Raw genomic sequence first — 18,819 nt, 5'->3', positions numbered from 1 at the left:
CACCACCGTGCCTGTGGGACCAGCCCCCTGTGCAGAGGGTCACCTGCTGGGCTGAACTAGCACCATGGAGCAGATCGGGGTTCTGCTGGCGGACGACAACCTGATCGTTCGTGCCGGGGTACGAGCCTTGCTCGCCCGGGTGCCCGGGGTGTCGGTGGTCGGCGTCGCCGCCGACCGCGACGAACTCGTGCGCCTCGCCCGGGAGCACCGGCCGCGAGTCGTGGTCACCGACATCCGGATGCCACCCACCTTCTCCGACGAGGGCATCGAGGCCGCGCGGGAGATCCGCCGGCACACGCCGGGGACGGGCGTCGTGCTGCTGTCCCAGTACGACGAGCCGGAGTACGGGATCAGCCTGCTCGCCGGCGCCGACGCGGGCGGCTGCGCCTACCTGCTCAAGGAGCGGCTGGCCGACCCGGAGATCCTCGTCCGGGCGATCCGGGAGGTCGCTGCCGGCGCGGCGATGCTCGACCCGCGGATCGTCGCCGCGGTGCTCAGCCCGGTCCGGGACGCCGCCGACCTGACCGACGACCAGGAGCGGCTGCTGCGCGAGGTCGCCGAAGGCCGCTCGATCAGGGCGATCGCCGACGGCCAGGGTGACACCCCGGCCGCGGTCAACGCCGCCATCGACGCCCTCCTGCTGCGGCTCGCCCATGGCGCCAGCGCGGGACGGGCCGGCGCGCTGCGCCAGTTGCGGATGCTGCACGCCGCGATCGTGCGGCGCGACGAGCAGGGCGAGGCGCTGTCCCGGCTGCTGCCCGGTGGCCTGGCCGACAAGCTCCGGGATGACGCCAGCGCCGGGCAGTCCGCCGAGCGGCTGACGGTCACAGTCCTGATGTCGGACATCCGGGGCTACACGACGATCGCCGAGCGCACCGACCCGATCGTGCTGGCTGGCCTGCTCGACGCGCACCGCCGCGAGATGAACGCGGCGATCCTCGCCGAGAACGGAACGGTCCTGCAGTACGCCGGTGACGCCGTCATCGCCGTCTTCGGCGCGCCCTACCCGCAGGACGACCACCAGACCCGGGCGACCCGAGCCGCGACCGCGATGCACACCCGCCAGCGCGCCCTGAACGCGCACTGGCGGCAAGAGGGCCTGACGCCCTTCGGGCTGGGGATCGGCGTCAGCACCGGCGAGGTGGCCGCCGCGCTGCTCGGCTCGGAGGCCCGCCGCGAGTACACCCTCGTCGGCGACACGATGAACATCGCCGCCCGGCTGCAGGCCTTCGCCCACGCGGGTCAGACCGTGCTCTCCGGGCCCACGGTCACCGCCTTGCCGGGCCCGTTGGCCGCGGCACTCGCTCCGCTGCCCCCGCTGACGGTGAAGGGCCGCGCCGGCCCCGTCCGCGCGTACCTGCTGGACGCGCCGGCCGTGGTTCCCGCCGCGCCCGCCGTGATGCGGGCGGGGCCGCCGCCCGTGGGTCAGCGGCCGCCGCTGAGGTCGAGAAGGGCCGCGGTGGCGTAGGAGGACGACTCGGGCAGGCAGAACCAGAGGATCGCGGAGGCCACCTCGGCGGGGGTGCCGGCGCGGCCGAGCGGCGCGTTCGGGCCGATCTGGGCGGCGCGGTCGGGCTGCCCGCCACTGGCATGGATGTCGGTGTCGATGATGCCCGGCCGGACCGCGTTGACCCGGATGCCCTCGGCGGCGACCTCCTTGGCCAGGCCGATCGTCATCGTGTCGATGGCGCCCTTGGACGCGGCGTAGTCGACATACTCGCCAGGGCTGCCGAGCCGGGCGGCCGCGGACGAGACGTTCACGATCGCGCCGCCCGTCCCGCCGTACCGGGTCGACATCCGGCGCACGGCGGCGCCCGCGCACAGGAAGGCGCCGGCGACGTTGACCGCCAGCATCCGTTCCAGCCGCTCGGGCGACATCTCGTCGACGCGGGCCTTGCGGTCGACGATCCCGGCGTTGTTCACCAGGACGGACAGCCGGCCGAGCCGGTCGGCCGCGGCGAACAGAGCGGTGACGTCGGCGTGGGACGACACGTCGGCCCGCACGGCGACCGCCCGGACCCCCGCGGCCTCGCAGCAGGCCAGCACGCCCGCCGCGGCCTCGTCGTCGGCGCGGTAGCTCAGGCAGACGTCCCAGCCGTGCCGGGCCAGCTCGACCGCGGTCGTCGCGCCGATCCCCCGGCTCCCGCCGGTCACCACCGCCACTCCCCGCTGCCCGGGCATCGACTCGGCTCCGAGCGTCACGTCAGCCTCCGTCGCACCCGTCCGGACTCGCGCCCCGCCAGCGCGGGGCCCGCCGGCAGCCTCCCACCTTCGGTGGCCGTCTCCGGGATGCCCGTGGCGAGCGGCTGCGCGGCCTGTCCGCCAGGCGGGTCTTCGGGCCCGGCGGGAGGAGACTTTCTGCCGTCGTTCCAGCAGAACGCGGGCGTCTGATGCGTTTCGGTGCGGATATGTACGGACGTACCTCCCCCGACGCCCCTTCCGGGGGCACGGTCGGCAGGTTCTTCAGGCTTCCTTCGGCATAGGGCTTCCCCTTATCTATGAGGCACGTCACAATCGGCCAAAGCAGGTCGGACGGCGCAACCCGAGGAGGAGGCCGTGGAGCAGGCACAGGACCGGTCCGTCGCGACCACGGCCGGAACCGGCAGCAGTGTGATCGTGGGTCTGCGCGTGGGCGACCCGGGCGAGCTCGCTGACGTCCTGCTCGCCGCCGAGCTCGCGGTGCGCACGGGCGCCAGGCTCGTGGTGGTCGCCGAGCGCGACCGCTGGGCGCGGTTCGCCCGCTGGACGTCCGGCATGTACTGCGCGTTCGGGATGGACGGGGTCGCGCAGGCGTCGCAGACCGCCGAGCGAGCCGTCCAGGACGACCTCTACGAGCGGGTGGCCGGTGTGGTCGGCCTGGTGTCGGTGGACTGGACGCTGGTGTGGGCGTCGGGCTCGGCCACCCGGGCGGCGGTCCGCTATGCCCGACGCAACCCCACCGTGCTGGTCATGTTCCGGCCGCCCGGCCGGTAGCCAGCGGATCCGGCGCCTTCAGACCTGCGGCAGGACCTCGGCGGCCAGCAGCGCGATCTGCTCCAGGTCGTCCATGTCCAGGAGCTGCAGGTACAGGCGGCCAGCACCGATCTCGGCGTATTCACCGATCCGCGCGGTGATCTCCGCCGGCGTGCCGGCCAGACCGTTCTCCTTCAGCTCGGGCACCTCCCGACCGATAATCGCGGCCCGCCGGGCCACCTCGGCGTCGTCCTTGCCGCAGCAGACCGTCAGCGCGACCGAGCGGATGAGGCTGGCCGGGTCGCGGCCGATCTCCTCGCAGGACTGGCGGGTCGCGTCGAACAGCCTGGCCGCCTCCCCGACGGGCTGGAACGCGGTGTTGTACTCGTCGCCGAAACGGGCCGCCAGCCGTGGCGTGCGCACCGGGCCGAACCCTCCGATGATCACTGGCGGCCGTGGGGACTGGACCGGCTTCGGCAGCGCGGGGCTGTCGTTGATCGAGTAGTAGCGGCCCTCGTAGCTGAACGGCTCCGTCGCGGCCCACAGGCCGGTGATGATCTCGAGCTGCTCGCCGAGCCGGTCGAACCGCTCACCCAGCGGCGGGAACGGGATCGCGTACGCCTTGTGCTCCGCCTCATACCAGCCGGCACCGAGGCCGAGCTCCACGCGCCCGCCGCTCATCTCGTCGACCTGGGCGACGGAGATCGCCAGCGGGCCCGGGTAGCGGAACGTCGCGCTGGTCACCATCGTGCCCAGCCGGATCCGGGTGGTCTCGCGGGCGAGGCCGGCGAGCGTCACCCAGGAGTCGGTCGGCCCGACGCCGGGGCCGCCGCCGCCGATCCGCACGTAGTGGTCAGAGCGGAAGAACGCGTCGAACCCGCCTTCCTCGGCGGCGCGAGCGACGGCCAGCTGCTGGGCATAGGTGCTGCCCTGCTGCGGCTCGACAAAGATCCGAAGGTCCATACTCCCTGCCTACCAGGAACCCCGCCGGTTCGCGAAGCGGGCGCATCCGCCGGGTCTGCCCGCCGACGGCTTGCCCACGCCAGGTCACCAACCATGTCACCCATGGTCGTCTCGGCGCTTCGGAGGGCAGGAAGCTCTCGCGCCGAGCGGGCCGCGCCAGGGCGTCCCGGGTGCCACCCTGTGCCACCCGGGACGAAGGACCACGGCGAGCACCGGACCCCGGCTGGCCGCGGCGCTACCGGCCCTGAGAGGCTCCCCGGCGAGAATCACGGCACTGGCGCTGCACGGAGGATGTGTTCCGCGTGAGATCCACGAGCTCCGCCCGCCTCGGCGGGCATCGGCGGGCATCGGCGACCGCCGGCCCCGCGTCGGCGCGCGCCGGCCGGCCCGGCCGCCGGGTCCGGCCCGCCTCGGTGGCCGCTTTGCTGGCCGCCGTGCTGCTTGCCGCCGGGTGCTCCAGCACGAGCGCGAACGCCGGCGGCGCCGCGACCTCCGACCCGATGGCCGGGATGAGCATGACGCCGACGATGCCGGCCGAGCTGCCACCGGCCGCGACGCCGACCAGCGTCAACGTCTACTCCCACGACGGCGCGAACGCTCTGAGCCCGAACGTCGCCGGGCAGCGGCCGCTGGTGTACGTGCCAAACAGCGACAGCAACTCGGTCGACGTCATCGACCCGGCGACGTTCAAGGTCATCGACCACTTCGTCACCGGGAAGAACCCGCAGCACGTCGTGCCGGCCTGGGACCTCAGGACGCTGTACGTGACGAACGACCTGGCCAACAGCCTGACGCCGATCGACCCGACGACCGGCAGGGCCAAGGGCCCGAACATCCCGGTCGACGACCCGTACAACATGTACTTCACCCCGGACGGCAAGTACGCGATCGTCGTCGCCGAGGCCCGCGAACGGCTCGACTTCTACGACACGCAGACCTGGAAGCTCGTGCGCCAGGTGCGCGTCGACTGCCCGGGGGTCGACCACATCGACTACTCGGCCGACGAGAGCTTCCTGGTCGCCACCTGCGAGTTCTCCGGGAAGCTGGTCAAGATCGACTGGCGGAACTTCCAGGTACTCGGCTACCTGACCATCGGCGGGATGCCGCAGGACATCAAGCTCGACCCGCAGGGCGAGGTCTTCTACGTCGCCGACATGCAGTCGAACGGCGTCCACCTGATCGACGCGAAGACCTTCACCAAGATCGGCTTTATTCCGACCGGCAAGGGCGCCCACGGCCTCTACCCGAGCCGGGACGCCAAGGTCCTCTACGTCTCCAACCGGGGCGAGGGCTCGATCTCACTGATCGACTTCGCCACCCGCCGGATCGTCGGACGCTGGCAGATCCCCGGCGGCGGCAGCCCCGACATGGGTGGCGTCTCAGCGGACGGCAGCGTGCTGTGGCTGTCCGGCCGCTACAACCGCGAGGTCTACGCCATCTCGACGACGGACGGGCACCTGCTCGCCCGCATCCCGGTCGGCGCCGGCCCGCACGGGATGTCGGTCTGGCCACAGCCCGGCCGCTACTCCCTCGGCCACACCGGCATCCTGCGCTGACCCGGGCTCGTCCACCCGAGCGCGGGGCCGGCCGTCGGCACTAGCCTGATGGCCGGCCCCGCGTCCGTTGTGTGCTGAGGGAGAACCTGTGTCCGTGCTCGACCGCTTCCGCCTGGACGGCAAGGTGGCCGTCGTGACCGGCGCGTCCGCCGGGCTGGGTGTCGCGTTCGCGAAGGCGCTGGCCGAGGCGGGCGCCGACGTCGCGCTGGGCGCCCGCCGCGTGGAGCGGCTCGAGGACACGAAGGCGGTCGTCGCGGCCGCCGGGCGCAAGGCGGTGGCCGTCCGGGCGGACGTCGCGGAGCCAGCCGACTGCCAGGCCCTCGTCGACGCGGCCCTCGCGGCCTTCGGCCGGGTCGACGTGCTGGTCAACAACGCCGGCGTCGGCACCGCCTGCCCGGCGACCAGGGAGACCCCCGAGCAGTTCCGCCAGGTGATCGACGTCAACCTGAACGGCTGCTACTGGATGGCCCAGGCCTGCGGCCGCGTGATGCAGCCCGGCAGCAGCATCATCAACATCTCCAGTGTCCTGGGCCTGACCACCGCGGGGCTGCCACAGGCGGCGTACTCGGCCAGCAAGGCGGGGCTGATCGGCCTGACCCGGGACCTGGCGCAGCAGTGGGGGGCGCGCCGCGGCATCCGGGTGAACGCCCTGGCCCCCGGCTTCTTCGCCTCCGAGATGACGGACCAGTACAAGCCCGGCTATCTGGAGGCCCAGATCTCGCGCGTCCTGCTGGGCCGCCATGGCGACCCCGAGGAACTGGCCGCCGCCCTGATCTTCCTGGCCAGCGACGCCGGTTCCTACACCACCGGCCAGGTCCTGACCGTCGACGGCGGCTTCACCGCCACGTAGGGCGGTCGGCCGGGACGGGCGCTGAGCGCCCGCCGGCCGACCGCTTGTCGGGCGCTGAGCGCCCTCCTGCGTGGACCTCCGTGGACGACGAAGACTGAGGTCCACGCGCTCCTATGGCCGGCACCGCGACCGGGTCTCGTCCAGCGTCCATGATCGCGGGTTGAGTGGAAACGGGCGATCACGGCCGGGGCCTCAGGTCTCCAGCGGCTTGAGCTCGGCGGCGAACCTGTCGAGGAAGCGCGGGAGATCCTCGGGGCGGACGGCGGGGTAGAGGACGAACTTGCTGAACCCCACGGCGACGAACTCCTCGACCTTCGCGCGGATCGCGGTCCAGCCGACCGGGAGGTAGTCGGCCGGGTCGATCTCCGGGCGCCGCGCCCGCAGGGCCTTCAGGCCCGGTGGCGGTCCGTCGAGGGCGACGCGCATGCTGACGCCGAAGTGCTCCGGGTCGACAGCGCGGCCCGCCTCCGCGGCGGCGGCGTCGACGGCGGCCCGGCCCGCGGCGGCCTCGGCCGGGGTGATGAAGCTCGGCAGCCAGCCGTCGCCGAACCGGCCCACCCGGCGCAGCGCCTTCGGGCCGCCGCCGCCGAGCCACAGGTCCAGCGGGCGTTCCGGTCGGTCGCCGAGCCCGAGGCCGTCCAGGTGGAAGAACTCGCCGTGGTGGGTGACGGACGGCTCGGACAGCAGGCGGCGCACGACGACGAGCGACTCGTCGAAGACCTCGCCCCGCCGGCCGGCCGGGACCGGGAACGCGTCCCGCTCCGCCGGGCGGGCCGGGCCGAGGCCGACGACGGGCAGCACCCGCCGCGGCGCGAGCGACGCCAGCGACGCGAGCTGCTTCGCGTAGACGACCGGGTTGCGGCCGGGCAGCACGTTGACGGCGGTGCCGACCTTGAGCCGGCTGGTGCGGGCCAGCGCCCAGGCCATCCCCATCATCGGGTCGACCGCCCGGCTGGAGAGCTGCTCGGACAGCCACAGCGAGTCGATGTCGAGCTGGGCGGTCTTCTTCACCAGCCCGGACAGCTCGTCGCCGGACACGCCCCCGAAGCCGATCCCGATCCTGACCTTCACCCGCCCAGCCTCCCGGCCCACGGCGGCAACGGTCAACCCGCCGGGTTGTCCCAACCGGGTTGACCAGCCTGGCCGCACCACGGACCCTGGTCGCATGGGTGACATCGGCAAGCCCGAGCGGATAGTCGAGGACGAGCCCATCTCGTGGCCGGACGAGGAGCCGCTTACGGTGCCGGCGCCGCCTGAGCGTGAGCCCGAGCCGGCGGTGGCCCCCGGGCGATGAGCCTGCTGGGGTGGCGGCAGTGGGCGGTGGACCGGGACGGTCTGCTGCGGCCCGCCTGGACGCCCTGGACGCCGTTCCCGGCTGGCCTGCTGCTGTGGCGCCCGGACGGGCTGACCCGGGCGCACTGCCTGCGCGACACCCACACGATCGCCAGCCCGCCCCGCGCCGCCGCCGAGCCGCCTCGTTCCGCCGGCGAGCCACCGCGCACCGTCGGCGATGTCACGACCGCGGCGGGCCTGCCCCGGCGTCCCGTCGGTGATCACTGGCCCGGCTCCCGACCGGCCAGGCCGCCGGAGGCCGGCGCCCCGGCCGGCGATGCCGCTGCCGCCGATGACCCAGCCGATGACAGCGACGACCCGACCAGCCGGCCGGCTGACGCCACGCCAGCCGTGATCCCGGCCGAAGGCTGCGTCTGCGGTCTCTACGCCTGGCGTGACCCGGAGACGCTCGCCGCGGCCCCGTATCCGCGCTGGACGAGGCGTCCGATCGTCATGGGCGCGGCTCGGCTGGGCGGCCGGGTCATCGTCGGTGAGCGTGGTTACCGGGCCGAGGTCGGGTACCCGGTCGCGATCCACGACCCGCACGGCGTCATAGCGCCCGCCTATCAGGTGGCCCGCTACCGCTACTGGAGCGCGCTGGTCGCCGAATGGCTCCCGGAAGCGCCGTCCGCGGCGGCCTGACACCGGCCTAGACCGCCGTGCCCGGCCCAGCCGGGACCGTGGGCGCGCAGCGCTCGACCCCTCGGCCTCGCTGACCACAGGGCGCGGCGCCCAAGCACAGCCACAGGTCTCCAACTCGCGGCATGTCCGCTCGGCTTTCCGCGCCTACCCGGCGAAACGCGCCCGAGCCGACAGTGCGCCGATCTACGACAGTGTTGGTGTTCGCATACCCAAAGCGACGATTGCTCCATTACGGGTAAACTGCCGGGCGGCGCGTCGACTTGACGACGCAGGGTGAAGCCGGGCCTTCCGGCCGGCTCCGCCGGCGGACCGGCTCCGTCAGGAGGTCTCGTGTCGGCCACCGAGCAAAGCCCGGGCGTCGTCGCCCCCTTCCGGCTCGGCCGCATCGGCTCGGACGACCTGCTGGAGACCCCGGGGACCGGCGAGACCACGCTCGGGCCGGGGGCCGGGGGCCGGCTCCCGATCAGCGCCCGGCACCGCCGGCACGCGCGGCGCCAGCTACCGCGCTGGCCGCTCGTCCTCGCCGGCTACCTCGTGCTCGCCGCGGTCCTGCTGCGATCACTGTGGGGCGACCCGGGCGCCCGTGGCTACGGGGTGTCGGACGCGACGCTGTTCGCCTGGTTCATCGGCTGGGTCCCGCACGCCGTGCTGCACGGGACCAACCCGTTCGTCACGCACCTGCTCAACGCGCCGGACGGCGTCAACATCATGTGGAGCACCCCCGTGGTGCTGCTCGCCGTGCTGATCACACCGGTGACGCTGCTCGCCGGGCCCGTCGTCGCGCTCAACACGCTGCTCACGCTCGCGCCGGCGGTCTCGGCGATCGCGGCGTACGGCGCCGCCCGCCGGTGGGTCTCGGTCTGGCCGGCGGCGGTCGCCGGCCTGCTCTACGGGTTCAGCCCGTACATGATCGGCGCCACCCGTGGTCATCTGCACCTGACGTTCGCGCCGTTCCCACCGCTGCTGCTGATGCTGCTGCACGACCTGTTCACCGGCCGCCGGTCGGCCCGGCGCACCGGCCTGTGGCTCGGGCTGCTGGTGGCCGCGCAGGCACTGGTCAGCGAGGAGCTGCTGGCGACCGGGGCGCTGATCGGCGCGCTGGGCGTGCTGATCGCGGCAGCCCGGAACCGGGCGGCGGTTCGGGCCCAGATCGGCCCGCTCGCGCGGGCGCTCGGGTGGTGCGCACTCGTCGCGGCCGTGTTGCTGGCCTGGCCGCTGTGGATCCAGTTCCGCGGCCCCTACCGCGTCAGCGGCTCGATCCAGCCGCAGGACGTGGCCGTCTCCGACCTGCTGACCTTCGCCGTCCCCACCTGGGCGCAGTGGCTGGCGCCGCACCAGGCGCTGGCGCACAGCCACCGGTTCACCGGGAGCCCGGTGGAGGTCAGCGCGTACTTCGGCGTGCCGCTGCTCCTGTTGCTGGCCGTCCTGTCGATGCGGCTGCGGCGCGATCCGGTGGTTCGGGTGCTCACCCCGCTGTTCGTGATCGTCGCGCTGCTCTCACTCGGCGGTCACCTGCACCTCGACGGCCGTATCACCCACATCCCGCTGCCCTGGCTGGTCGCCGAGAAGCTGCCGGTGATCGGCAACGCGCTGCCGTCCCGGCTGGCGCTCTACCTGACGATGTTCGCCGGGCTGGCGCTGGCCATCTGGCTGGAGCAGGTGCGGTCACGGCCGGTGCCGTGGCGCGCGGGCGCCGGGCTGCTCACCGCCGCCGCGCTGGTACCGCTGGTCCCCACCCCGATGCACGCCCACGAGATGCGCGCACCCGCGTTCTTCACGACGGCCGCCGTGCGCGTCATCCCGCCCGGCGCCCGGGTGCTCGTCGCGCCCTACCCGCGCCCGGACATCCCGGCCGCGATGCTGTGGCAGGCGCAGGCCGGCTACCGGTTCGCCCTGCCAGGCTGCTACTGCACGGTGCCGGGCCCGGACGGGCGCTCCCAGTTCCACGGCGACGCGAGCCCGCTGACCACCGCGCTGCTGACGGTGGAGGCCGGCACGATGACGCCACGAGCCGCGCTCGCCCTGCCCGGGCTGCGCCAGGCCTACCGGACGCTGCACGCCGACGCGGTGATCGTCGGCCCGGCCGACCACCACGCCGAACTCGTCGAGCTCGTCACGGGGCTGACCGGTCACGGCCCGGTGGACGAGCCGGGCGGCGTCGCGCTGTGGGCAGAGTCCTTCAGCTTCATGCAGTTTCAGCACCGGACCAGTTCCGGAACGTGACCGCTTAGGGGTCCGAATCCCGCCCGGCCGGCCAGCCATTACACCGGGTGCTGACGACCCGGCGAGGTGCGCGCGAGAAGCTGTTCGGGGTCCCGCTCCGGATTGCCGTCCGGGATGATGAAATGGCCGCGGGAACTCCCGCCAAGGTCGGGGAAGAGCCGAAATGCTCAACCATCCGGACGACGGCGGCGCGCGTCCCGCATGTTGGGTGGGGGTGACGTGACAGCCGGGCCAAACCGAGTGGTGGCAGGTCGCTACCGGCTGCTCGCGCCGTTGGGCGCGGGCGCGATGGGCACCGTCTGGCGCGCCTTCGACCAGTTACTCGACGCCGAGGTCGCGCTCAAGGAGATCGAGTTCGCCGGCGGCGTTCCCGACGAGGAGCGGGCCGACCGGGTCGAGCGCGCGCTGCGCGAGGCCCGGCACGCGACCAAGCTGCGCGCGCACCCGAACGTGGTGACCATCCTCGACGTCGTCCTCGAGGCCGGTCTGCCCTGGATCGTGATGGAGCTGGTGCCGTCACGGTCGTTGTTCGACGTCGTGCGCCAGGACGGGCCGCTGCCGCCGGCCGAGGCGGCCCGGGTCGGGCTGGCGATGGTCGACGCGCTGGCCGCCGCGGCCGAGTTCGGCATCATCCACCGGGACGTCAAACCGTCGAACGTGCTGATGGCGAACGACGGCAGGATCGTGCTCACCGACTTCGGCATCGCCACCGGCGACGGGGATCCGACGCTGACCGTGACCGGTGTGATCGGAACTCCGCTTTACATGGCCCCGGAACGGTTGAACAGTCTGCCGGCCACGCTGGAATCCGATCTCTTCAGCCTCGGCGGAACTCTTTACTTCGCGGTAGAAGGACAGGCGCCGTTCGCGCGGGACAGTTTCAGCGCGATGCTCGCGGCGATCGTGCTCGCCCCGGTCGCCTACCCGCGGCAGGCCGGCCCGATCGCAGATGCTCTGATCGGCCTGCTGGAGAAGGACCCGGCGGCCCGGATGCGGGTCGCCGTCGCGCGCCGGATCTTCATCGACAGCATCCGCTCGATCGACAGCGCGTTCCTCGACCCGGAGGCGACCGCGTCCGCCCCGCGCCGCACCCGCAGCGACCCAGCCGAGCCCGGTTCGGACCCCGGCCAGCGTGACGCCGGCAGAGCGCCCGCGGGAACGACCCGTCCGCAGGACGTCCCGGCGAGCTCCGCGCCGCCGGCGCTGGCCCCGGCCCGGTCGGCACCGCCGGCCGTGGCGGGAGGACGCCCGGCACCGCCGCGCGAGCTCACCGCGACCGAGGAGGACGGCGCGATCGCGCTCACCTGGGAGCCGTCGCCGACCCCCGGCGTCGTCTACCGGGTGTTCCGGCTGGTCGCCGACCCGGCCGCGCCGAACGGCTGGCGCGCCCGGGGCCTCGGCACGACCGGTGTCACCGGGCTAGTCGACGCCGGCGTGCCCAAGGGTGTGCCGTTCCGGCACGAGGTCGTCGCCGTGCTGCGCGACCCGGCCGGCCACACCATGACGGTCGGGCCGGACTCGCCCGCCGCCTCGCCGCCGGTCGGCACCACGCCGCGGACCATGTCGCCCCGGATCCACGGACTGCGCGCCGACCTGCTCGGTGACGCGATCGCGCTGTCCTGGCGGCCGATGCCCGGGCAGAACGAGGTCGTCATCGAGCGGGTCTTCGACACCTCGTCGTCGTTCCAGGGGGCGATGCGCCGCTTCCGCGGCACCGGCGGTCAGTACCTCGACCACGACGTCCAGCCTGGGGCGACCTACCGCTACCGGGTCTGGGTGGCGCCGGCCGTCCACGGCACCCTCGCGCTCGACCCGGCGGAGGGCGCCGAGGTGGCCGCCACCGCGGTCCCCCGCCCGCGTGCCGTCACCGACCTGGAGAGCCAGCGGACCCCGGCCGGCACCGTGCTGCGCTGGACGAGCGTTCCCGGTGCCGTCGTCCGCGTGTACGCGACCCCGGTGGCGACCGGTTCCGGGCTGTCCGGGACGGGGCCGTTCGGGCCGGCCGGGCACGAGGTGCGGGTCGGCTCGCTGGAAGGCAGGGCCCGGCTGGTCGGCGAGAGCCGCCGGGGCCGGCTGCTCGACCCCGAGGGCGGCGACGGCGTCGTGTACTCCCCGGTCAGTGTGGCCGACGACCGCGCCATCATCGGCGCCGCCGTCATGCCAGGATGACCGCGCCGCCGCGGCACCGAGGCGCCGCTCGGGGGCGGAAGACCGTTCCCCTTCTGTAGAGGACGCACGATGAGCGAGGCGGGGTCCGTCCGGTACGAGGACGTCGACGAGACGATGGCCAGGACCGCGAGCCGGCGGTACTGGGAGGACGAGGCAGCCGCCTACCAGAAGGAGCACGGGGCGTTCCTCGGCGACGTCGACTTCTGCTGGTGCCCGGAGGGGCTGCGCGAGTCCGACGCCCGGCTGCTGGGCGACGTCTACGGCAAGCGGGTGCTGGAGGTCGGCTGCGGCGCGGCGCAGTGCGCCCGCTGGCTGACCGCGCGCGGCGCGCAGGTCGTCGGGGTGGACCTGTCCGCAGGCCAGCTCGCGCACGGCGCCGCGCTCGGGCGCCGGACGGGGATCGAGGTCGGGCTCGCCCAGGCGGACGCGACCGCCCTGCCGATCGCGTCGGAGTCGGTGGACCTGGCCTGCTCGGCGTTCGGGGCGGTGCCGTTCGTCGCCGACAGCGGCGCGGTGATGCGCGAGGTCGCCCGGGTGCTACGCCCGGGCGGGCGGTGGGTGTTCTCGACGAACCATCCGATGATCTGGTGCCTGCCGGACGAGCCGGACGAGACCGGGCTGCGCGTCATCCAGAGCTACTTCGACCGGCGCGCCTACCTGGAGCGCGATGGCGGCGGCCAGCCGTCGTACGTGGAGACGCACCGGACGATGGGCGACCGGGTCCGCGAGATCGTCGCGGCCGGCCTGGTGCTGCTCGACGTCGTCGAGCCCGAGTGGCCCGCGGACAACACCGAGATCTGGGGCCAGTGGGGACCGGTCCGCGGGTACTACGTGCCTTCCACTGCCATCTTCGTGACCGCCCGGCCGGACTGATCCGGCCCCGGCCGCGGCGGTGGGTGCTCGGCGGCGCACCAGGGTCGAAGGTCCCGGTGGGCCGGCTGGCCCACCGGGCATCCACGTCCAGGCCGCGCACGCTCGGCGCCCGGCCGGACGCGCGCGGTCGAGGCAGGTACTGCGGACCGTGGCGCTCCCTCACCGGACAGTCGCCCGGGACCGAAGCGGCGACTCGGCGGCGTCGGCATCACCGGTTCCGATCGCCGTCAGTGGCGACCAGTGGCAACAAGTCGCGCATCGTCTTGGTAACGAAGCGTTATGCGGACCTCAACAATCTACGGACAAGTCCCACTTGAGCAACAACGGACCGGCCTGGTCGCAGTCCACCCGGCTTGCCCCGTTATGTTTGGCCCCGCATTCGCCGTTAGGGGCTGTCTGTGTATCACGCCAACCACACCACCGGGGATGAATCGCCCACGAGGCGGCACATGCCCATGGTTCGCATGCGCGCCGGAGCCGTACTCGCGTCCTGCGCGCTCGCCGTCGTGGCGGCTGGGTGTACCACTACCAGCGGCGATACAAAATTCACCCCGGCAGCGCCCGGCAGCCGGACGCTGCCGAGCGTCGCGCCGTTCGAGCTGCCCGATCTGAACCGCTTCATCAGGCTGCCCGACGGGAGCCTGATGTCGTCGGTCAACTCCGACTACCTGTTCGACGTCGGCAGCGACAAGCTGGTGCCTGACGCGGCTGCCGAGATCGAGAAGATCGTCCCGGCGATCCAGACCCACGACGGCCCGGTCCAGGTCCTCGGCTTCACTGACGGTGTCGGAACGGACTCCTACAACCAGGACCTGTCGCAGCGCCGCGCGGACGCGGTGAAGGCCATCCTCGTCGGGGCCGGCGTCAAGGCGTCGCTCCTGCAGGCCATCGGGAAGGGCTCGGACGGCGCGCCCGCTGGCGTGCCCGACTCGACCCGTCGCAAGGTGGAGATCGTCCTCAAGTGAGCACCCTGACCGCCGCGCGCCCGATCCGCCGCCTCGCGCTCGCCTTGGCCGGCGTACTGATCCTCGTCCCCGTGCTGGCCGGCTGCGACATGAACAGCGTCCTGGGCAAGAAGGCCGACTGTTCGCTCTATCAGGCCAAGACGAAGAGCAAGAACGCCACGCCTCTGCTGCTCGTGCTCCTCGACCTGTCGAACAACTCGGCCGACACGGGGCAGCAGGTCGCGTCCGCGCTGAAGCCCTACCTGGACAACGCCCTGTCCGACGGCGCCTACGTCAAGCTCCTCGCCAGCGGCGGGACGACCGCGGGGCTCAAGACGTTCTCCTGCTTCTCCGCCTCGACGCCCTACCTCGTCAAGCGGAACAACTCCAACCGCCAGAACAAGGACAGGGCCGCCGGCTCCGTGGAGCTCCAGACCCAGATCACGAACGACGTCCAGGAGACACCGATCAGCCAGACCGGCAGCGTAACCAGCCTGCTCGGCGGCGTTCCGGACGACATCCAGGCGGTCAAAGCAGTCCCCGGCGTGACGATCGGCTCCGTCACCGTGTTGGTGTGGAGTGACCTGCTCGGCAACGGCGGCGACCAGGACTGCATGAACGTCGAGAACAAGCAGGCCTCCGTACAGGTGGCCGAGGCCGTGGTGTCCCGCTGCTTCGCCGCCCAGCAGATCAGCCCCGTGAAGGACGCGAAGATCCGCTTCATCGACGTCAGCCAGGGGAACCTGACACCTCCCCAGCAGAACCTCTCCCGGTATCTGCGCGGCGAGCTATGCCGGCGGCTGAGCAGTGACTGCAGCTAGCCGCGCCGCGGCCACCGTGCGCCGCGTGGAGTCGCCCACCCGGGTGACGCCACGCGGCCTTGCCGTCAACGGGATCAACCCGGTCACCACCGGAAGCGCACCAATCAGGGCCACCCAGCCAGAAGTCGGCGCGACGCCACGCCACCTTCGCGCCACCGGCGGCCTCATCACCGAGGGTCATCGACCGGAGGCAGCGGCATGAGCATCTACGATCAGAACGCCCGACCTACGGAAGTGACGACCGCTCCGCAGGAGTCCTTCGTCGCGTCCACGCAGACGATGGCGCGGGCGAAGAAGCGCCCCGGCGGCTCCTTCAGCGAGCACCGGGACCAGCACTACGCCCCGGCGCTGATGCGCTCCGGAGCCGTGATCTCCGTCTGCGTCCTCGCGATGCTGGTCGTCGTCGGCTTCCTGTGGCTCACGCTGCCACCCAAGTCGTCCGTGCGGGTCTCCGTGAGCGGCTCGATCTTCGTCACGGCGATCGGCTTCTTCCTGTCCGGCAACACGTTCCGGCTGCGCGACGTGCGGCGCCGGGTCGGGAACCGGGCGAGGGCCGGGCTGATCGCGCCGATCGACGCCCTCTCCGAGTTGCCCCCGCGGGACACCATCCACCGCCGGTTCATCATCGGCGCGGTGTCGGCGGGTGTCGGCCTGACCGCGCTCGTCATCGTCGCGGTGCTCGCCCGCGGCGAGGACGACAACAACGCGACGATCATCGCGCCGATCATCGGTGCGATCTTCGCGATGCTCTGCTTCCTCGCCGGCAGCTACTCCCGCCCGATCGACTGACGGCGACCGATCTGATGGCTCCACCCAGGCCGATGCCCCCCGCCGGCCCAGCACACCGGCCACGAACAATCGCCGTGGCCCTGTACACCACCGAAACAGGAACGAAGAGATACGGAAAGCGAGACCCAGGTGCTGCGCAGGGGTAACCAGCCAGGGAAACTGGCCAAGCAGCTGATCCGCCGGGTCGGGGACGCCGACGTGGCCCTGGCGGGCGCCGAGACGCGCCCCAAGGTCCTGAAAACCCTCGAGGACGCCGAGGTGCAGGAGATCCGGGCCGCGACCCGGGCCGACGCACGCTCCCTCGAGGAGGAGATCGCCGAGCTTCGCACCGAGATCGACGCCCGAGCGGAGCGACGCGAGCGCCAAACCGAGCTGATGCGGCACAAGGTCGAGCAGGCTCGGCTGTGGCGCAGCGTCGGCGTGCAGGAGCGCATTCCCCAGCTGCACCTGGGGAAGGCCGCGCGCAGCGCCGTGCTCATCGTGCTGGCCTCGCTGGACTTCTATGTCTTCGCGAGCGCGTATGCCAGCGTGGACGACGTCGGCCAGTTCACCGTGAGCTGGTGGCTGGGCGGTCTGCTGGGTATCGCGGTCTTCTTCGCGGGCTTCGCGCTGTCGCACGCCATCAAGGGCTCGATCCTCGCCCGCGCCCAGCGGCAGTTCCTGCACGCAGCCGACAATGGCCGGCTCAACATCGACCAGGACGTCCGTCCGCAGCTGGTCGACTCGAAGTCCTCGCCGCTCGCCCTGTGGCTCACCGCGATCATCTTCTTCATCCTGATGATCGCCGGTGTCATGGTTCGGCTCCAGGGCAGCGCGGCCAACGCGTCGCTCGCGCTGATCCTTTTCCAGGGCCTCATCCCGCTGGTCGCCGTCGTCGTCGAGCTCTACCTGCACGACCCGATGGAGCGCGACGACCCGCTGCCGACGTGGCGGGACCGGCGGCTGGAGCGCAAGCTGGCCCGGGCCGAGCGCCGGCTGCGAGTCGTGGCAGCGCAGGTCGAGGCGCGGGTCGCCAAGATCGAGAAGCTGTACCGCGTCGAGGAGGCCATCCTCGACGTCGAGCAGAAGGACATGGGCCTGCGCCACACCACGGACCTCGTCCTCAACGGGGGCCACATCCCGACCGTGTCGTCCAACGGCCGGGTGGCCGAGGTCGACCGCGACCAGCTCGAGAAGACCATCAAGATGGCCCGCAGCAGCCGTTCGTAACCGCACCTGGCTCCCAGCGAAGGCTGGGGTGGCCGGGCCCGGCTCCCGGGCCCGCTTCCCCCAGCCCTCGCCTTTTTCGTGTGGACGGCAAATCGGCGGCGGCGCGGCGCGCCCGGCCCTACGAACGAGGTCTCTCAGGCTGCCGCAGCGAGGTCGCCTCCGCGCTGTGGCCGCTGTGACATCGTGGCCGCTGTGACATCGTGGCCGCCCAGCCGCCGACGAGCGCCAGCGCCCGAAGGGGTGAGCCCGCCGTAACCGGCCGCCAGCTGGCCAGGCGCCCCCGGGGAGCCGGTTGCGGCGGGCATCGGAGCAGTCGCGAGAATGGGGCATGCTCACCGAGGACGACGTTGACGACATCGTGATCAAGGCGGCCGGGAACGGGCGGCACGATGCCGCGGCTATCCGGTTCGAGGAGCTGGCCGGGCAGTCGCGGCTGCACGGCGAAGAGATCAACAGAGCGTCGCTGCTGGTCGACGCCGGTGGGCAGCATGGGCTCGCCGGGGACTGGGACGCGGCGATCCGCTGCTACCGGGAGGCCATCGCCGACGGCGGCGCCCAGACGATCGACCCGCGAGTCTGGCTGCACGACGCGCTGCTGCGCCGCGGCGAGCTGGCCGAGGCCGCGACCCTGCTCAAGCAGCTGAGGGCGGCCCGCAGCCAGGACCCGGACTTCTACGCCGCGGTCGCCGAGTCGCTGGAGGCGCAGGGCCTGCTGGCCGACGCGCACACCTGGTTCACCATGGGCTACCACCGCTGTGAGAACGCCGACGTGCCGGAGTTCCTCCTGGACCTGCTGCTGGTCGGACGTCGCCGCGTCCGCGCCAGCCTCGGCTACCCCCTGGACGACCTCGACGAGTTCGCCGAGGACTACCTGGCCGCCGCCGGCGACTGACACCCGCGCGCCCGGTGGGCCGGCGGACTCGGCGGCCAGGCGGACTCGGCGGGAACCCGTTTTGCGGGCCGCCTGGACCCTGCTGGCCAATTACACGCAGCTACGATTCGGCCGGGGGACTGGCCGCTGATCAGGGGGGCGAGCGGTCGCTCCGGCGTCCGTTATGCGGCGTATGCCTGGGCGCCTCTTCTAGATCACCGAGGCTCTCCCGAATTGGCCAGCAGGGTCCAGCAGAGCGCCAAAACGGCGATCAACGGGCGGCGAACCGGTGCGGGAGTCCGGCCGTCAGGAGCGGACCAGGCGGGCGATGGCGGCGCTCGCCTCGCGCAGCTTCGCCTCGGCGACCGGGCCGCCCTCGGCGGCGGCGTCCGCGACACAGTGGCTCAGGTGGTCCTCCAGCAGGCCGAGGGCGACGGACTGGAGTGCCCGCGTCACGGCGGAGACCTGGGTCAGGATGTCGATGCAGTACTTGTCATCGGACACCATGCGCTGCAGCCCGCGGACCTGGCCCTCGACCCGGCGCAGCCGGGCAAGGTAGTCCTCACGGTGGTGGCTGTAGCCGTGCGGCGGCACTGGCTCCGCGGCGGCTGGGTCCGTCCCGGCT

17 protein-coding genes are annotated in these 18,819 nt (G+C 72.7%); 13 read left to right on the top strand and 4 right to left on the bottom strand.

All coding sequences use genetic code 11. The features are described from left to right. Positions 1–64 precede the first annotated feature (64 nt). Positions 65–1,468, top strand: a complete 1,404-nt coding sequence (locus FRADC12_RS15445) for an adenylate/guanylate cyclase domain-containing protein (protein WP_045877178.1) — start codon at positions 65–67, stop codon at positions 1,466–1,468. Here FRADC12_RS15445 and FRADC12_RS15440 read toward each other — a convergent pair. Next, positions 1,426–2,202, bottom strand: coding sequence for an SDR family oxidoreductase (locus FRADC12_RS15440; RefSeq protein ID WP_232303820.1), 777 nt, complete (start codon positions 2,200–2,202; stop codon positions 1,426–1,428). The two genes, FRADC12_RS15445 and FRADC12_RS15440, sit on opposite strands and share 43 nt — an antisense overlap. A gap of 354 nt (positions 2,203–2,556) precedes the next feature. Between FRADC12_RS15440 and FRADC12_RS15435 the strand changes: the two genes are divergently transcribed. After that, complete coding sequence (locus FRADC12_RS15435; RefSeq protein ID WP_198152916.1) at positions 2,557–2,973, top strand: hypothetical protein; 417 nt, start codon at positions 2,557–2,559, stop codon at positions 2,971–2,973. Positions 2,974–2,991: 18 nt separating this feature from the next. On the opposite strand, the gene FRADC12_RS15430 is transcribed toward FRADC12_RS15435, so the two are convergent. After that, complete coding sequence (locus FRADC12_RS15430; protein ID WP_045877177.1) at positions 2,992–3,915, bottom strand: LLM class F420-dependent oxidoreductase; 924 nt, start codon at positions 3,913–3,915, stop codon at positions 2,992–2,994. A 302-nt stretch (positions 3,916–4,217) separates the two neighbouring features. Between FRADC12_RS15430 and FRADC12_RS15425 the strand changes: the two genes are divergently transcribed. Then, positions 4,218–5,471 (top strand): YncE family protein, encoded by a 1,254-nt coding sequence (locus FRADC12_RS15425; protein ID WP_084011349.1) that lies wholly within the window; start codon positions 4,218–4,220, stop codon positions 5,469–5,471. A gap of 88 nt (positions 5,472–5,559) precedes the next feature. Beyond that, positions 5,560–6,321: an SDR family NAD(P)-dependent oxidoreductase gene (locus tag FRADC12_RS15420; RefSeq protein WP_045877176.1), complete on the top strand. Its 762-nt coding sequence runs from the start codon at positions 5,560–5,562 to the stop codon at positions 6,319–6,321. A gap of 192 nt (positions 6,322–6,513) precedes the next feature. Here FRADC12_RS15420 and FRADC12_RS15415 read toward each other — a convergent pair whose 3' ends face one another. Continuing rightward, positions 6,514–7,392 (bottom strand): TIGR03854 family LLM class F420-dependent oxidoreductase, encoded by an 879-nt coding sequence (locus tag FRADC12_RS15415; RefSeq protein ID WP_045877175.1) that lies wholly within the window; start codon positions 7,390–7,392, stop codon positions 6,514–6,516. Positions 7,393–7,725: 333 nt separating this feature from the next. On the opposite strand from FRADC12_RS15415, the gene FRADC12_RS34360 reads away from it, so the two are divergent. From FRADC12_RS34360 to FRADC12_RS15370, 9 genes are all read left to right on the top strand, one after another. Beyond that, the gene (locus tag FRADC12_RS34360; RefSeq protein ID WP_349305940.1) at positions 7,726–8,295 is read left to right on the top strand and encodes a hypothetical protein; all 570 of its coding nucleotides are present in this window, start codon (positions 7,726–7,728) and stop codon (positions 8,293–8,295) included. Between the two features lie 330 nt (positions 8,296–8,625). Further along, positions 8,626–10,518 carry a hypothetical protein gene (locus FRADC12_RS15405; protein WP_045879651.1) on the top strand — a complete coding sequence of 631 codons (1,893 nt, stop codon included), beginning with the start codon at positions 8,626–8,628 and terminating at the stop codon, positions 10,516–10,518. A 201-nt stretch (positions 10,519–10,719) separates the two neighbouring features. After that, positions 10,720–12,687 carry a serine/threonine-protein kinase gene (locus tag FRADC12_RS15400; protein ID WP_045877173.1) on the top strand — a complete coding sequence of 656 codons (1,968 nt, stop codon included), beginning with the start codon at positions 10,720–10,722 and terminating at the stop codon, positions 12,685–12,687. 69 nt (positions 12,688–12,756) lie between these two features. Continuing rightward, positions 12,757–13,560: a class I SAM-dependent methyltransferase gene (locus tag FRADC12_RS15395; protein WP_045877172.1), complete on the top strand. Its 804-nt coding sequence runs from the start codon at positions 12,757–12,759 to the stop codon at positions 13,558–13,560. A 449-nt stretch (positions 13,561–14,009) separates the two neighbouring features. Then, the gene (locus FRADC12_RS15390) at positions 14,010–14,525 is read left to right on the top strand and encodes an OmpA family protein (protein ID WP_232303819.1); all 516 of its coding nucleotides are present in this window, start codon (positions 14,010–14,012) and stop codon (positions 14,523–14,525) included. Continuing rightward, positions 14,522–15,325: a hypothetical protein gene (locus FRADC12_RS15385; RefSeq protein ID WP_045877170.1), complete on the top strand. Its 804-nt coding sequence runs from the start codon at positions 14,522–14,524 to the stop codon at positions 15,323–15,325. Before FRADC12_RS15390 ends, FRADC12_RS15385 begins: the two co-directional genes overlap by 4 nt. 198 nt (positions 15,326–15,523) lie before the next feature. After that, positions 15,524–16,114: a hypothetical protein gene (locus FRADC12_RS15380; protein WP_198152915.1), complete on the top strand. Its 591-nt coding sequence runs from the start codon at positions 15,524–15,526 to the stop codon at positions 16,112–16,114. Positions 16,115–16,243: 129 nt separating this feature from the next. Beyond that, positions 16,244–17,323, top strand: a complete 1,080-nt coding sequence (locus tag FRADC12_RS15375; protein WP_045877169.1) for a hypothetical protein — start codon at positions 16,244–16,246, stop codon at positions 17,321–17,323. Between the two features lie 328 nt (positions 17,324–17,651). After that, the gene (locus FRADC12_RS15370; protein WP_045877168.1) at positions 17,652–18,215 is read left to right on the top strand and encodes a tetratricopeptide repeat protein; all 564 of its coding nucleotides are present in this window, start codon (positions 17,652–17,654) and stop codon (positions 18,213–18,215) included. Positions 18,216–18,500: 285 nt separating this feature from the next. On the opposite strand, the gene FRADC12_RS15365 is transcribed toward FRADC12_RS15370, so the two are convergent. Further along, on the bottom strand, positions 18,501–18,819 hold a 319-nt coding region (locus tag FRADC12_RS15365), incomplete at its 5' end, for a metal-sensitive transcriptional regulator (RefSeq protein WP_283215129.1).

Source organism: Pseudofrankia sp. DC12, from assembly GCF_000966285.1.
Lineage (GTDB): Bacteria > Actinomycetota > Actinomycetes > Frankiales > Frankiaceae > Pseudofrankia.
This window is presented reverse-complemented; position numbering and strand designations above follow the sequence as displayed.

Bases quoted from the DNA above. Each gene is read 5' to 3' on its own strand.
- FRADC12_RS15390 (WP_232303819.1), top strand. From the start codon at position 14,010: ATGCCCATGGTTCGCATGCGCGCCGGAGCCGTACTCGCGTCCTGCGCG.
- FRADC12_RS15400 (WP_045877173.1), top strand. From the start codon at position 10,720: ATGTTGGGTGGGGGTGACGTGACAGCCGGGCCAAACCGAGTGGTGGCA.
- FRADC12_RS15395 (WP_045877172.1), top strand. From the start codon at position 12,757: ATGAGCGAGGCGGGGTCCGTCCGGTACGAGGACGTCGACGAGACGATG.
- FRADC12_RS15445 (WP_045877178.1), top strand. From the start codon at position 65: ATGGAGCAGATCGGGGTTCTGCTGGCGGACGACAACCTGATCGTTCGT.
- FRADC12_RS15430 (WP_045877177.1), bottom strand. From the start codon at position 3,915: ATGGACCTTCGGATCTTTGTCGAGCCGCAGCAGGGCAGCACCTATGCC.
- FRADC12_RS15370 (WP_045877168.1), top strand. From the start codon at position 17,652: ATGCTCACCGAGGACGACGTTGACGACATCGTGATCAAGGCGGCCGGG.
- FRADC12_RS15380 (WP_198152915.1), top strand. From the start codon at position 15,524: ATGAGCATCTACGATCAGAACGCCCGACCTACGGAAGTGACGACCGCT.